15 protein-coding genes are annotated in these 14,942 nt (G+C 67.7%); all 15 read left to right on the forward strand.

Annotation, left to right across the window (positions count from 1 at the left end):
- Nucleotides 1-73: 73 nt before the first annotated feature.
- Complete coding sequence (locus tag QP996_RS08985; protein ID WP_284872306.1) at nucleotides 74-2,827, forward strand: translation initiation factor IF-2 N-terminal domain-containing protein; 2,754 nt, start codon at nucleotides 74-76, stop codon at nucleotides 2,825-2,827.
- A gap of 184 nt (nucleotides 2,828-3,011) precedes the next feature.
- Nucleotides 3,012-3,317 (forward strand): 50S ribosomal protein L21, encoded by a 306-nt coding sequence (rplU, locus tag QP996_RS08990; RefSeq protein ID WP_181888932.1) that lies wholly within the window; start codon nucleotides 3,012-3,014, stop codon nucleotides 3,315-3,317.
- A 20-nt stretch (nucleotides 3,318-3,337) separates the two neighbouring features.
- Nucleotides 3,338-3,682, forward strand: a complete 345-nt coding sequence (rpmA, locus tag QP996_RS08995; RefSeq protein ID WP_284872307.1) for a 50S ribosomal protein L27 — start codon at nucleotides 3,338-3,340, stop codon at nucleotides 3,680-3,682.
- 90 nt (nucleotides 3,683-3,772) lie between these two features.
- Entirely contained in the window at nucleotides 3,773-5,278 is a 1,506-nt protein-coding gene (obgE, locus tag QP996_RS09000; protein ID WP_284872308.1) for a GTPase ObgE, read from the forward strand.
- A gap of 21 nt (nucleotides 5,279-5,299) precedes the next feature.
- Nucleotides 5,300-6,415 (forward strand): glutamate 5-kinase, encoded by a 1,116-nt coding sequence (gene proB, locus QP996_RS09005; protein WP_284872309.1) that lies wholly within the window; start codon nucleotides 5,300-5,302, stop codon nucleotides 6,413-6,415.
- Between the two features lie 18 nt (nucleotides 6,416-6,433).
- A complete protein-coding gene (locus QP996_RS09010; protein ID WP_284872310.1) occupies nucleotides 6,434-7,348 on the forward strand; it encodes a D-isomer specific 2-hydroxyacid dehydrogenase family protein in 915 nt (304 codons plus the stop codon).
- 28 nt (nucleotides 7,349-7,376) lie between these two features.
- Entirely contained in the window at nucleotides 7,377-8,663 is a 1,287-nt protein-coding gene (locus QP996_RS09015; RefSeq protein WP_284872311.1) for a glutamate-5-semialdehyde dehydrogenase, read from the forward strand.
- A gap of 9 nt (nucleotides 8,664-8,672) precedes the next feature.
- A complete protein-coding gene (locus QP996_RS09020) occupies nucleotides 8,673-9,611 on the forward strand; it encodes a cutinase family protein (RefSeq protein ID WP_284872312.1) in 939 nt (312 codons plus the stop codon).
- Nucleotides 9,611-10,006, forward strand: a complete 396-nt coding sequence (locus tag QP996_RS09025) for a hypothetical protein (protein WP_284872313.1) — start codon at nucleotides 9,611-9,613, stop codon at nucleotides 10,004-10,006. The genes QP996_RS09020 and QP996_RS09025 overlap by 1 nt, the downstream gene beginning before the upstream one ends.
- 6 nt (nucleotides 10,007-10,012) lie before the next feature.
- Nucleotides 10,013-10,633: a nicotinate-nucleotide adenylyltransferase gene (nadD, locus tag QP996_RS09030; RefSeq protein WP_284872314.1), complete on the forward strand. Its 621-nt coding sequence runs from the start codon at nucleotides 10,013-10,015 to the stop codon at nucleotides 10,631-10,633.
- 66 nt (nucleotides 10,634-10,699) lie between these two features.
- Nucleotides 10,700-11,173 (forward strand): ribosome silencing factor, encoded by a 474-nt coding sequence (rsfS, locus tag QP996_RS09035; protein WP_284872315.1) that lies wholly within the window; start codon nucleotides 10,700-10,702, stop codon nucleotides 11,171-11,173.
- A 9-nt stretch (nucleotides 11,174-11,182) separates the two neighbouring features.
- A complete protein-coding gene (locus QP996_RS09040; protein ID WP_284872316.1) occupies nucleotides 11,183-11,815 on the forward strand; it encodes a histidine phosphatase family protein in 633 nt (210 codons plus the stop codon).
- On the forward strand, nucleotides 11,816-12,616 hold the full coding sequence (locus QP996_RS09045; RefSeq protein WP_284872317.1) for a DegV family protein: 801 nt from the start codon (nucleotides 11,816-11,818) through the stop codon (nucleotides 12,614-12,616).
- A gap of 102 nt (nucleotides 12,617-12,718) precedes the next feature.
- Nucleotides 12,719-13,366, forward strand: a complete 648-nt coding sequence (locus QP996_RS09050) for a ComEA family DNA-binding protein (RefSeq protein WP_284872318.1) — start codon at nucleotides 12,719-12,721, stop codon at nucleotides 13,364-13,366.
- Nucleotides 13,367-13,369: 3 nt separating this feature from the next.
- Nucleotides 13,370-14,941 (forward strand): ComEC/Rec2 family competence protein, encoded by a 1,572-nt coding sequence (locus QP996_RS09055; RefSeq protein ID WP_284872319.1) that lies wholly within the window; start codon nucleotides 13,370-13,372, stop codon nucleotides 14,939-14,941.
- Nucleotide 14,942: the final 1 nt, after the last annotated feature.

Here is a 14,942-nt window from a genome sequence, read left to right on the forward strand (position 1 = left end):
TTCGGCACCGACTTGCCAGCGCCCGGCCCACCCCAGCGGGTTGCGGCTGAGCAAAATTGGAGAGTGACGCACATTGGCTGGTCACAAGAATATTTACGCCGAGTTCGACCGTTCTCAGCTCGCGGAGAAAACCCGCGTGTTCACCCTGGCGAAGGCCCTCGGCGTGCCGTCGAAGGAGCTCGTGGTTGCGCTATCGGAGCTTGGCGTGGTCAAGGTCGCGCAGTCCACGCTGACGCGCGCTGAGAGCGAGCAGCTTCTCGACGCCCTCGCGAACTCCGCCGAAGCCGCCGAAAGCGCAGACACCGACGAAAGCGCAGACGCCGCGGACGAGAAGATCCGCCAGCGCGTGCGCAAGGACGTGGAAAACGAAATCCACCAGATCGAGGAGAAGGTCGAGGCGGACCTGCGCGAGGGCCCGCTCACTGACGTGGAGCCGGAGGTCACCCCCGTGCCGGAGGAAACCAACAACCGCGCCCCCGTCTTCAAGGCCCCGGAGCGCAAGCGCCGCCGCGCGACCCGCCAGGCCGCCCCGAGCGAGGAGAAGGAGTCCAAGCCTATCGACGAGGCTTCGCCGGAGGACGCGGATAAGCAAGAGCCCGAAGTGATCGAAGAGCCGAAGGCGATCAAGGGTTCCTCCCGCCTGGAGGCGCAGCGCCGCCGCCGCACGGAGAAGCGCGAAGAGCAGCGCAAACGCTCCCGCATTGTCAGCCAGGCGGAGTTCTTGGCGCGCCGCGAATCCGTGGAGCGCCACATGGTGGTGCGCGAGCGCGACCGCCACGACGGCCACGGCAAGATCACCCAGGTCGGCGTGCTCGAAGACGGTCTGCTGGTGGAGCACTTCGTCACCGCCGAAAGTCAATCCTCCATGATCGGCAACATTTATCTGGGTCGCGTGCAGAACGTGCTGTCCAGCATGGAGGCCGCGTTCATCGACATCGGGCAGGGCCGCAACGGCGTGCTCTACGCCTCCGAGGTGGACTGGAAGGCCGCCGGTTTGGGCGGGCGTTCGCGCCGCATCGAGCAGGCGCTGAAATCCGGCGACCAGGTGCTGGTGCAGGTGACCAAGGACCCGGTCGGCCACAAGGGCGCGCGCCTGACCACCCAGATCTCGCTGGCCGGACGCTACCTGGTCTACGTGCCGGGCGGCCGCAGCGCAGGCATCTCCCGCAAGCTGCCTGCACCGGAGCGCAAGCGTCTGAAGGAAATCCTGAACAACGTCGTGCCCGGCAAGGGCGGGGCGATCATCCGCACCGCCGCCGAAAACGTGCCGGAAGAGGCCATCGCGGCCGACGTGAACCGCCTGCACAACCAGTGGACCGCCATCCAAAACCAGGCGGAGAAAGAAAAGGCGTCGAAGGGCGCGAAGCCGGTCACCCTCTACGAGGAGCCGAACATCCTGGTCAAGGTCGTGCGCGACCTGTTCAACGAGGACTTCACCTCGCTCATCGTGGACGGCCGCAAACCGTGGAACACCGTCCACGCCTACGTGCAGTCCGTCGCCCCGGACCTTTTGGACCGGCTGGAGAAGTTCGACCGCTCCGCACACGACGGCAAGGACGCCTTCGAGGTCCACCGCATTGATGAGCAGCTGCAGAAGGCGCTGTCGCGCACCGTGTGGCTGCCGTCCGGCGGCACCCTGGTCATCGACCGCACCGAGGCCATGACCGTCATCGACGTCAACACCGGCAAGTTCACCGGCTCTGGCGGCTCGCTGGAAGAGACGGTGACCTCCAACAACCTGGAGGCCGCCGAGGAGATCGTGCGTCAGATCCGCCTGCGCGACATCGGCGGCATGATCATCGTCGACTTCATCGACATGATCCTCCCCGAAAACCAGGAGCTCGTGCTGCGACGCCTCAACGAGGCGCTCGGCCGCGACCGCACCCGTCACCAGGTCTCCGAGGTCACCTCCCTGGGCCTGGTGCAGATGACCCGCAAGCGCCTAGGCAACGGCCTGCTGGAGACCTTCTCCACCGAGTGCGAGTGCTGCGGCGGCCGCGGCATCATCGTCACCGACGACCCCGTCGAGCACGACCCCTATTCCGAGCGCGGCCGCGACGAGCGCTCCAAGCGCCGTTCGCGTGACGACGAGCACCGCTCCTCCCGCGGCCGCAACAAACCCGCCGCGGCGGAGCACGACACCGAGCGTGATTCGGAGCGCGGCGAGCAGCCGCCCCGCGGTTCGCGCCGCTCCAAGCGCAAGCACCTCAACGAAGACGAGATGGACAACCTGCTCAACTCGATCTTCAGCGACGACAGCGATGGCGGCGACAGCGAGGACGCAGCCGGCGACGACAACAGCGACAACGACGCTTCCGAAGGGCGCCGCCGTTCCTCGCGCCGCCGGGGCCGCCGCGGAGGCAACCGCGGGCGCGGGCCTCAGACAGACGCCCAGGACAAGCAGGAGGAGCGCCCGGAAAAGGATAAGAGCCCGGAAGGCGACAAGGACGCCCCGGAGCAGAGCTTCGAGGAAGCGGTGGAGGAGTTCGACAAGTCGCCGCGCCGCAAGCGCCGCACCCGCGGCAACTCCCGCTCCGACGTCCGCCCGCGTCGCGAGGACTACCAGGACGTCGAGAAGGCTGAGCCAGCCGACAAGGCTGAGCCAGCCGAGAAGAAGAAGCCGGCAGCGAAGGCGAAGCCGGCGGCGGGTCGCCGGGGCCGCCGCCGCGCCGTGCGCAAGTCCAACGCCACGTCCGCCGCAGCAGCCAACGCCCGCGCGGCCCAGAAGGAAAGGCCGAAGAAGGAAGAGAGGCAGGCGGAGCGACGTCGAGAAGCAAAGGCTTCCCCGCGGCGCGGACGCAGGCGCGCCACCCGCCGCAGCAGCTAACGCGGTTTGGTAAAGCGCGTGGTGCCGGTGTAGTCTTGCCGAGTCGCTGTTTCGGGGCGTGCCGCCTCGTTGCCTACGCATGCGGGCACGGCAGGCCACGATAGGCCCCGAAGCGCTCAAACTGTTCCATTTCCGCCCCCGAGCATGCAGGGGGCGGGCGAGTAGAGATAAGGGGTAACCCTCTATGTACGCGATCGTCAAGACCGGCGGCAAGCAGTACAAGGTTGCCGAGGGCGACCTCGTCAAGGTCGAGAAGCTTGAGGGTGAAGCAGGCGACAAGGTCGAACTCACCCCGATCCTTCTCGTAGATGGCGCAGACGTCACCTCCGGCGCCGACGCACTGTCCAAGGTCAACGTGACCGCAGAGATCGTCGAGCACGGCAAGGGCAAGAAGGTCGACATTCTGAAGTACAAGAACAAGACCGGCTACAAGGTCCGCCAGGGCCACCGCCAGCAGCAGACCACCGTCAAGATCACCGGCATTAAGTAACCACTAGGAGAAATTGAACAATGGCAACCAAGAAGGGTGCATCCAGCTCCTCGAACGGTCGTGACTCTGAGTCCAAGCGCCTCGGTGTGAAGCGCTTCGGTGGCCAGCAGGTCAAGGCCGGCGAGATCCTCGTCCGTCAGCGCGGCACCAAGTTCCACCCGGGCGACAACGTCGGCCGCGGCGGCGACGACACGCTGTTCGCACTGACCGCAGGCTCCGTCCAGTTCGGCATCAAGCGCAAGCGCCGCATCGTCAACATCGTCCCGGCCGACGGCCAGGGCGTCGCTTCCGAGGTCCTCGAGCAGGCTGAGGCAGCAGGCGTTGTCGAGGAAGGCACCGCCGAAGAGGCAACCGCCACCGCGTAACCGCAAGGCGTAGGCGCCGCCGGTCCAGTCGGGCCGACGGCGCTTTTTGCATATCATCGTCCGTGTCCTAGAGAAAGGCGGCAAACCACCATGGCCCAATTCGTTGATCGCGCAACCCTGCACCTGCAAGCAGGCGATGGCGGCCACGGCTGCACGTCCGTCCACCGCGAAAAGTTCAAACCGCTCGGCGGGCCCGACGGCGGCAACGGCGGGCACGGCGGCGACATCATCCTCGAGGTGTCCACGCAGGTGCACACGCTGCTGGACTTCCAGTACCGCCCGCACATCAAGGCGCAGCGCGGCGCGAACGGCGCGGGCGACTGGCGCAACGGCGCCCGCGGCGAAGACCTTGTGCTGGAGGTGCCGGTGGGTACGGTGGTGCGCAGCGAGGATGGCGAGGTGCTCGCGGACTTGACCGTCCCGGGCACCCGCTTCATCGCGGCGGAGGGCGGTTTCGGCGGCCTAGGCAACGCCGCCTTGGCGACGGCGAAGCGCAAAGCCCCCGGCTTCTCGCTGAAGGGCGAGCCGGGGGAGGCGCACGACCTGATCCTGGAACTGAAATCGATGGCGGATGTGGGGCTGGTCGGGTTTCCGTCGGCAGGCAAATCCTCGCTCATCTCCGTGGTGTCCGCCGCGAAGCCGAAGATCGCGGACTACCCGTTCACCACGCTCGCGCCGAACCTGGGTGTGGTCAACGTCGGCCGCGACACGTTCACCATCGCCGACGTGCCGGGCCTGATCCCGGGCGCGAGCGAGGGCAAGGGCTTGGGCCTGGATTTCCTGCGCCACATTGAGCGCACCGCGGTGCTCGCGCACATCGTGGATGTGGCCACGATGGAGCCGGGCCGCGACCCGATCTCCGATATCGAGGCCCTCGAGCACGAGCTGGACACCTACGCCGATGCCCTGGACATGGATTCCGGCCTGGGCGACCTGCGCCAGCGCCCCCGCCTGGTGGTGCTGAACAAGATGGACATTCCGGAGGCGAAGGAGCTCGCCGAGTTCCTGCGCGCGGACATCGAGGAGAAGTTCGGCTGGCCGGTGTACATGATCTCCACTGCCACCCGCGAGGGGCTGGACGAGCTGAAGTGGGCGATGTGGGACATCGTCAAGCGCACCCGCAAAAAGCGTCGCACCATGCCTATCGACGAACCACAGGTCATCCGCCCCAAAGCCCTCAGCCGACGCGGCGAGGACGACGGTGTGGAGGTCGTGCGTGACCCCATGTACCCGGAGGGCTGGCTGGTTACCGGCGAAAAGGTGGAGCGCTGGGTGCGCCAGACGGACTTCGAAAACGACGAAGCCGTCGGCTACCTGTCGGACCGCCTGAACAAGGCGGGCGTTGAAGACATGCTTCGCAAGGCCGGCGCCCACGAGGGCGACACGGTGACCATCGGCGAGATCTCGTTCGACTGGGAGCCGACCATCGGCGGCGACCCGACGCTGGCCGGCCGCGGCCAAGACGCGCGCCTCGGCGGCACGGACCGCACGTCCGCGGCGGAGCGCAAGCGTGCGTCCCAGGCCCGCCGCGGCCTGATCGACGAGTACGACTACGGCACGGGCGAAGAGGCCGACCGCGAACGCTGGCAGGGCTAGGGCCGCGTAGACTCCAAACGCATGACTTCCCTCCGCGAAGAGATCGCCGCCGCCCGCCGCATTGTGGTCAAGCTGGGCACAAGTTCCCTGGTTAACGCCTCAGGCGAGCTGGATCCGGCGAAGATCGACCGCATCGTGGACGCTATTGAACGCCGCATCGCGCGCGGTTCCGAAGTGGTCGTGGTCTCCTCGGGCGCCATCGCCGCGGGTATGGGCCCGCTGGGGCTGAAGGCGCGCCCGCGCGATCTGGCCACCAAGCAGGCGGCCGCGTCGGTGGGGCAGATCCACCTCGCGCAGGTGTGGGGCGCCTCTTTTGCACGCTACGGCCGCACGATCGGCCAGGTGCTGCTCACGCAGAGCGACGCCGGGTCCCGCGAGCGCGCCCGCAACGCGCAGCGCACTATCGACCGGCTGCGACAGATGGGCGCGGTGCCGATTGTCAACGAGAACGACACCGTGGCCACCTCCGAGATGCGCTTCGGCGACAACGACCGCCTTTCCGCCATCGTGGCCACCCTCGTGTCGGCGGACGCGCTGGTGCTGCTGTCGGATGTGGACGGACTCTACGACAAAAACCCCGCCGATCCAGGGGCGAAGCTTCTCGACGAAGTCCGCTCCGGCAACGACCTCACCGACGTCGAAGCCGGCGACGGGGGCGTCTTCGGCACCGGCGGTATGGCGGCGAAGGTCTCGGCCGCGCGCCTGGCCACCCGCGGCGGCGTGCCGGTGCTGCTCACGTCCACAGAGAAGATCGAGGACGCGCTCGAGAACGCGCAGGTGGGCACCGTGTTCCACACCCGCCCGGAGAGCAAGCTCAACGCCTGGAAGTTCTGGGCCCTCTACGCCGCGGACGCGGAGGGCGTGCTGCGCCTGGACGAGGGCGCGGTCGAGGCGGTGACCCGCGGCGGCACCAGCCTGCTCGCGGTGGGCATTACCGGCATCGAGGGGGAGTTCCACGCCGGCGACATCGTGGAAATCCTGGGCCCGGATTCTGAAGCGGTGGGCCGCGGCGAGGTTGCTTACGATGCCGCGGAGCTTGCCGCGATGTGTGGTCGCCACTCCGACGAGCTGCCTGCGCACCAGCGCCGGGCGGTGGTGCACGCGGACTACCTGTCCAACTACGCTTCGCGTTTGTAACAGCTAGTCTGGGCGGGCATGAAGTTCACGTTTTTGCCCAAGCCTAAAGATGAGCCGATCGCCGCGTTGGAGGCGGAAGGACACCAGCATGTGCCCTTCGAGGACAACCCGGAGATGATCCTGTTCGGCGGCGGCCCGGATGATTTTCCGGACGAGCTGCCGGAGTCGGTGAAGGTTGTGCAGATTCAGTACGCGGGCGTGGAGAACCTGCAGGATGTTTTTGCCAAGCACGCGGCGAACGGCGTGCGTTTCGCTAACGCCGGCGGGCTTTACGACGACACTGTCGCCGAGTCCACCCTCGCCCTGCTGCTCGCGGTCGAGCACCGCATGAAGGCCGTTGACCCCGAGTGGAACAACACGCAGCTCTTTGAAGAGAAGGAATACCTCTTCGACAACAAGAAGCTCGCTCTCATTGGCGCTGGCGGCATCGGTAAAACCCTGATCCGCTTCCTTGAGCCGTTCGGTATGGAGATCACTGCCGTGAACCGCTCGGGCAACCCGGTGGACGGCGCGGACCGTACCGTTGCCATGAAGGACGCTGGCGAGGTCTGGGCCAGCCACGACTACTTTGTGTTGCTCACCCCGCTGACGGAGGAAACCCGCCACATGGTGAATGCGCAGCGGATTGAACAGATGAAGGACACTGCGGTCGTCGTCAATGTGGGGCGCGGGCCGCTCGTCGATACGCAGGCGCTTACGCAAGCGCTTGCCGACGGCCACCTGCGCGGCGCTGGCCTGGATGTCACCGAGCCCGAGCCGCTGCCCGCCGACCACGAGCTGTGGGGCCTGGACAACTGCGTGATCACCCCACACGTGGCCAACATCCCGCGGTTTATGGAGCGCCGCATCGGCGGCCTGGCCGCGAAGAACTGGGAGCTGTTTACCGCGGGCGAGAAGATGGCCACCGAGGTCGACGTCGAGGCTGGGTACTAGTGCTATTTACGAGCGCTAGGATTGCCGCATGAGTGCGCAGCAGACTGACCAGCAAAGACAGGCCGAGCGCGAGGAGGTGCTCGCGAAGGCGCGCCGCGCGAAAGAGGTGGCACCCGTGATCGCGGCGCTGCCCACCCCGGCAAAAGACGAGGTGCTGCTCGCGGCCGCTGCTGCGCTGACCGAGCGTGCGGGGGAGATCCTCGACGCCAACGCGCGCGACCTGGAGCAAGGCCGGCAAAACGGCCTGGCAGAGTCGGTGCTGGACCGTCTTGCGCTCGACGCAGACCGCATCGAGGGTATCGCTGGCGGCCTGCGCCAAGTGGCCAGCTTGCAAGACCCAGTGGGGGAGGTGCTCACCGGCCGCACGCTGCCCAACGGCATCCAGATGAAGAAAGTGCGCGTCCCGCTCGGCGTGATGGGCATGGTGTACGAGGCCCGCCCGAACGTCACCGTCGACGCGTTCGGCCTGGCGCTGAAATCCGGCAACGTGGCGTTGCTGCGCGGTTCGAAGACGGCGCGGTGCTCCAATGAGAAGCTCGTCGAGTTACTGCAGGACACCCTCGCCGCCCACGACCTGCCGCGCGAGGCGGTGCAGCTGCTCCCGTGCGAAACCCACGATTCAGTGCAGGACCTCATCACCGCGCGCGGGCTTGTCGACGTGGTCGTCCCCCGCGGCAGCGCCCGCCTCATCGACGCGGTGGTCACCGGCGCGACCGTGCCCACTATCGAAACGGGCACCGGTAACTGCCACTTCTACATCGACGCCTCCGCGGACCTGGACAAGGCCATCGCGATGCTGCTCAACGGCAAGACGCGCCGGGTCAGCGTGTGCAACGCCACCGAGACGGTGCTCATTGACGCAGCTCTCGCGGACGAGGACAAGCGCACGGTCATTGCTGCGTTGCAGGATGCGGGGGTTGAGGTGCACGGAGACGTCGAAAAGCATGCTGCATTCGGTGCGGACGTTGCGCCTGCAACCGAGGCCGATTTCACCGAGGAGTACCTCAGCATGGACATCGCAAGCGCGGTCGTGGACGGCGTCGAGGGGGCGATCGCCCACATCGCGCGCTACTCCAGCGGCCATACCGAAGCGATTGCGGCCCAGGACGCACATGCTTTACGACGATTCGCTGACGCCGTCGATGCCGCCGCCGTCGTACTCAACGCATCGACCGCCTTCACGGACGGAGAGCAATACGGCATGGGCGCAGAAATCGGCATCTCCACCCAGAAACTGCACGCCCGTGGGCCGATGGCGCTGCCGGAGCTGACCACCACTAAATGGATCCTGGAAGGTACGGGCCAGGTGCGCTAGTCTATCCGCGTGAAAAAATACCGGACTTCCTGGCGCGCCCGTATCGGCCTGTTCGCCACCGCTGTCGCCACTGCCGTGACAGCCACTGTTTCCCCCGTCGCGCCCGTTAAGGAAGCCGAGGCGCAAACCCGCTGCCCGGCTGTCGCAGTCATCGCCGCCCGCGGCTCGGGCCAAAACAGCCAGATCTACCCCACGCGCTACTCGGGTGGGGCGGCCTGGACCTCCAACGGCTGGGAGGCGGAGACCATCCGCGCCTTCCTACAGCACGCGGAGCGCCGCTACGCCGCCACCCACGGCGGCAACTCGCTGATGAAGGACGTCGAGGTCATCGGCCTCGAGCCGCGCTACTACCCGGCGACGTTCCCGGAGTACGACGCGCCCGAGGTCGCCGTGCCGTCGACGCTGCTGCAGGCGCTGGGGCTTGCCATCCAGTGGGCCAACCCAATGTTCATGATGGCGCGCACCGCAGCGAACCAGTTCTTGGACTCGGTGAAGGTCGGCCGAGGTGGCGTGATGCAGATGGTCAACGACTACGAGAGGGCCACCGGCTGCCGCCCGAAGTACATCCTGTCCGGCTACTCGCAGGGCGCGATGATCCTGCTGGAGCACGAGCGTGAACTGGCCCGCCGCGGCCAGCTCGCGGGCGTGGTCTACTTTGGCAACCCGAACACCGCGCCGGGCGACTGGTCCACCGTAGGTGTGGCTGGCGGCGGCGCGGGCGGCATCCTCGGCATGCTGCCGTTTAACACGAAGACCGCGGCCGCAACCCGCAACCGTGTGAACTACTGCCTGCCGCTGGACGCCGTGTGCGACCTGTCGCGGCAGACGCTCGAGGCGTCGCGCCCCACCGGCGGCAACCACGCCCGCTACTTCCGCTGGCACTCGCGCTGGGACAACCAGGTCTCCGACGCGTTTGGGCGTTTTGTGGATCAGGTACGGTACGGCTAATGAAGCAGCTCACTCGGACCACCGCCGCCGCAATCGCCTGCGCCGTCGCACTTGCCGCCGCCCCGGCGGGCGCGGAAACCATCACGCGCGACACCACGCAGCGCGTGACGGTGGAAAAGACCTGCGAGTGGGAAGTGGACGCCAAGGGCAACCCGATCCTCGATGCTGACGGCAACCCGATCCCGGTGGAGGTGAACGGCAAGCAGGTGTGCGAGGAGCGCGAGGTTTCTTCCGGTTCCTCGAGCAGCGCCAGCAAGTGGGCGGACGACACTACTGACGAGCTGCGCATCGGCGCCGTCGTCGGCGTGATCGGCGCGCTGCTCGCGCTGGTGCTCGGCGGCGGGCTGTTGTTCATCGAGTCCGTGGACATCACCATGCTGCCCCCGGCGAGGTAGGAGCACATGGCAGAGCATTTCGCCGCCTCCTTGGACGAGGCGCGGCGCATCGGGGTGATGGGCGGCACGTTCGACCCGATCCACCACGGTCACCTCGTCGCCGCCAGCGAAGCGGCGGACCGGTTCAACCTGGACGAGGTCATCTTCGTGCCCACCGGACAGCCCTGGCAGAAGGCGGGCAAGACCATCAGCCCAGCGGAGGACCGCTACCTGATGACGGTCATCGCCACCGCTTCCAACCCGCGTTTTTCCGTCTCCCGGGTCGACATCGACCGTGGTGGGCCGACGTACACCATCGACACCCTGCGGGATCTGCGCCAGCAGTTCCCAGACGAAGCGTTGTACTTCATCACCGGCGCCGACGCGCTGGCCTCCATCATGTCCTGGCACGACTGGGAGGAAATGTTCCAGCTCGCAGAGTTCGTCGGGGTGACCCGCCCCGGCTACGAGCTGCGCGAAGACATGCTGCCTGCGGACATCCAAGAGCGCGTGCACCTGGTGGAAATCCCCGCGATGGCCATCTCGTCCACGGACTGCCGCGCGCGAGCTGCCGAGGGCCGGCCCGTCTGGTACCTGGTGCCGGACGGGGTGGTGCAGTACATCACCAAAAACGCGCTCTACGCCTAAGTAGCACTCTTCGGCCGTGTCGTGGGACAATGGCGGAGTCTTACCAACTAACGAAGGGTTTCCCACTTGACCGCTCCGCAGATCTCCATCGACCGGGCCACAATCGCCGCGAAGGCGGCCGACGAGAAGCTCGGCAAGAACATCGCTGTTATCGACGTCTCTAACGTCATGGCCATCACGGACGTATTCGTGATCGTCTCCGCCGACAACGAGCGCCAGGTCGCCGCCATCGTCCAAGAGGTCGAAGACGACCTGACGGAGGAGGGCGTGGAGCCGAAGCGCCGCGAGGGCAACCGCGAAAACCGCTGGGTGCTGCTGGACTACGGCAACTTCGTCGTGCACATCCAGCGCGACGCCGAGCGCGAGTTCTACGGACTGGACCGCCTGTACGCGGACTGCCCGGCCATCGAAGTTGAAGGCCTGGAGCCGTACGAGCGCCCCGCCACCTTCGGCAACGAAGCCGAGATGCGCGAAGCCCAGAACATCGAGGACCTGCCGCTCGCGGGCGAGGGCCCGGCGGCCGCCGACGACGAGTTCTAGGCCGCGGCCATGCAACGACGTTTGATCCTGCTGCGCCACGGCGAAACGGACTACAACGCCACCTCCCGCATGCAGGGGCAGCTGGACACGACCCTGTCCGAGCGCGGTGTGAACCAGGCCCACGCCGCGGCCAAAGAGTTGCGCGACCTGGGCATTTCCAAGGTCATCTCTTCCGACCTCGTGCGGGCGAAAGACACTGCTGACGTGGTGGCGGCGGATTTGGGGTTGACTGTAGACGTCGATAAGCGGCTGCGCGAGACGCACCTGGGCGACTGGCAAGGCAAAACCCACACCGAAGTGGACACCGAGCACGAAGGCGCGCGCGTAGTGTGGCGCACGGATGCGACGTGGGCACCGCCGCGCGGCGAAAGCCGCCTCGAGGTCGCCGCACGTGCGCAAGCGGTGGTGGACGAACTGATGCGCGACTACGACGAGTGGGACAACTCCGCGGTGCTGCTGGTTTCGCACGGCGGCACCATCGCCGCGCTGACCGCCTCGCTGCTCGGCTTTGTGGTGGCGCAGTACCCCGCGATCAAGGGCCTAGGCAACGCGAATACCGCACGGCTGGTGGCAATGCCGCGGCTGGAGGACCCGACGCAGAGCCGCTGGTTCCTCGAAGCCTGGAACCGGGGGCTGAACTAAATGGCTGTGCGCGTCGTGGTGGATTCCTCGGCAGGGCTGCCGCCCGAGGTGGTCCGCGAGCTGGACATCACCGTCGCCGACATGCACGTCATGGGCAGCGGCGACGACAAGGGCACCTCCGGGCTGTCCTCGCTAGAGCTTGCGGCCTGCTACGCGCGCCAGTTGGAGCGCGGCGGCGACGACGGGGTGATCGCGCTGCACCTGTCCAAGGCGCTGTCCTCGACGTGGTCCGCGGCCGTAGCCGCATCCGCGGTGTTTCCCGGCACGGTGAAAGTGGTGGAGACGGACGCCGCCGGGATGACCATCGGCGCGGCCGCCATGGCCGCCGCAACCGTGGCCCAGGAAGGCGGGGACTTGGCCGCGTGCGAGGAGATGGCGAAATCCACACTCGCGCGCTCCGAGACGTGGGTGTACCTGCACCAGCTCGACGACCTGCGCAAGTCCGGCCGCCTGCCCACCGGCACCGCCGTGCTGTCCGCGGCGCTTCTGGCCAACAAGCCGATTTTGCGCATCCACGACGGCAAGCTGGAACTCGCCGGCAAGACACGCACGCAGTCGAAGGCGTTTGCCAAGCTCACGGAGCTCGTGGTGGAGCGTGCCGGCGGCCAGCCGGTGTTCGCGGCGATCCAGCACGCCGACGCCGAGGAGGCGGCAGACCAGCTGGCGTCATCGCTTGAGGCACAGCTGCCGGAGGGCTCGCGGGTGATGTGCGAGCCGCTTGTCGACGTCCTCGCGGTCCACACCGGACCCGGCGCCATCGGCCTGTCGGTTGTCTTTTCTTCTCGGGAATCGGCCCAGTAGGTGTGGATAACCCGCCCTAATCGGTGACGTTGCAACAACGTTATCCACAGGTTTCGGGCTGGGGGCTTCCGGTGCGTGGGACTTGTGCCTAGCGTGCCGGGCATGAACGCCATCGACCGCCTCCAGGAGCTCACCCGCCCCACCGGGGAAGAAGACCTCCTTTCCGTGCGCTATCCCGCGCCCCGTGTGTCCGTGCCGGTGAAGCCGGCCGCCGCGGCGGTGATTGCGCTGCTGGTCGTAGTGGGCGCGTGGGCGGTGCTGCGCGGCGGCGGTGGGGCGGATGAGGACGTTTCGTGGGAGCAGGTGGCCTCGCCGACCGAGGTCAGCGGGGTGGTGGTTGTGGCCGTGGTGGGGGAGGTGGCCAACCCGGGGTTAATGACGCTGAACGAGGGCTCCCGCATCGCCGACGCCCTGCAGATCGCGGAGCCGCTGCCGCACGCCGATTTGCTGGCGCACAACCAGGCGCAGCTGCTTGTGGACGGCCAGCAGATCCACGTCCAAGCCATCGGCGCCGCACCGCCGGCCGACGGCACAGCGGGAGCGGCGCCTGCAGAGTCCGGAACCGTGTCCCTGAATTCCGCGTCCGCCTCCGAACTGACCGCGCTTCCCGGGGTGGGGGAGGCGACCGCCGCGGCGATCGTGGCGCACCGGGAGGCGAACGGGCCGTTTACCACGGTGGAGCAGCTCATGGATGTGCGCGGCATCGGCCCGGCGAAGTTCGAGGCCATGCGCGACATGGTGGGGCTGTAAGCCGTGTCGGAGCTGCGCCTGGTCCCGGCGGCGTTGGCGGTGTGGGCCGCGGCAGCGTGCTGCATTTTGTTCGGGGTGTGGGCGGCGCTTGCCGCCGCCGGGGTCCTCGCCGCATTTTGTCTGGCCGTGCGCGAGTCGGGCCAGGCGGTGCTCACCGCGGGCCTCGGCGCGGCGGCCACGCTGACAGCTGCGGTGCGCACACGCGCAAACGCCCCCGCCTCCGAGATTGTGGGCACGATCAGCGGCACCCCGAAGCAGACGGACACGGGCGCCTACCTGGTGCGTGTGCGAGTGCCAGGCAAGCCGTCGACGACGCCGGTGTTCGCCGACGAGCTGCCCGACGGGGCGGTCGCCGGCGCGCAGGTGGTGGGACGCGGTGTGTCCAAGGAGTCCGGCGTGCCGGGTGTGAACCCGTTCGTGCTCAACGGCGAAGTCGAAGTCCTCGGCCCGCCGGACGGGCTGGCAGCGTTTTCGCACCACGTGCGCTCCACTTTCGTCGCGGCCGTGGAGGCGCATGTGGGTGAGGGTGCGCGGGGGCTGATTCCGGGCATGGTGCTTGGCGACGTCTCCCTGCAACCGCCAGCCGAACAACAGATGTACATCGACACAGGCCTGTCACATTTATCCGCTGTGTCCGGGGCGAACATCGCGATTGTGGCCACCTTCGCCACCGTGGCGGCGGCCGCAATCGGTGCAGGGCTGCGCGGCAGGATCGTCGCCTCGGCCGTGGCGCTGTTGGTTTACGCTGCGCTGGTGGGGCCGGAGCCGAGCGTGCTGCGCGCCTCAGTGTCCGGGCTGGTGGGGCTGGTGGCGGTGCTCGCCTCACGGCAGGCGGAGCCCATCCACGCGCTGTGCCTGTCCGTGATTGGGCTGGTGCTGGTGGATTCGGACCTTGCGGTGCACTACGGTTTCGCCCTGTCGGTGGCGGCGACGGCGGGCATCGTGGCACTCTACCCGCTGTTGTACCGCGCGCTGGCGGTGACTGGCTGGCCGGACATCCTCGTGCGCGCGCTGGCCGTGGCCGTGGCAGCGGACCTCGCCACCATGCCGATTGTGGCGCTGATGGCGGGCAGAGTCTCGCTAGTCTCGGTCGGCGCCAACGTGCTGGTGGCACCCGTGGTGGGGCCGGTGACGGTGCTCGGCCTCGTCGCCGCGGTCTGCTCACTGCTGCCTGGGGGATTGGAGGTGCCGGTGCTGTGGTGCGTGGAGCCGATGGCGTGGTGGGTGCACACGGTGGCGAAGATCGGCGCGGGGCTGCCCAGTGCGACGGTGGCGGCCACCCCGTTGACGGCGCTGGTGGTCTACGGGTGGGTGCTCGCCGGGTTTCTGGCGGGCCGGCCCCGCGCCACGATATGCGCCGCCGCCGTGTGCCTGGCGCTGTTCGTCGCGCCGGGCGAGCCTAAACCCGCCGACCCGACGGGGCTGCGCGCCCACGTCGTCGAAACCATCGAGGAGGTGGAGCCGGTGCCCGGGTGGGCGCAGCTCGTCGTTGTGCTGGAGGGCGGCCCGCCGCGCGGCCGCCCAGTGGCCACGCGTGAGGGGATCCCCGTCATCTTCCCAAACGACGGGACGTAAG

It is taken from the genome of Corynebacterium sp. MSK008, from assembly GCF_030232585.1.
Classification (GTDB): Bacteria; Actinomycetota; Actinomycetes; order Mycobacteriales; family Mycobacteriaceae; genus Corynebacterium.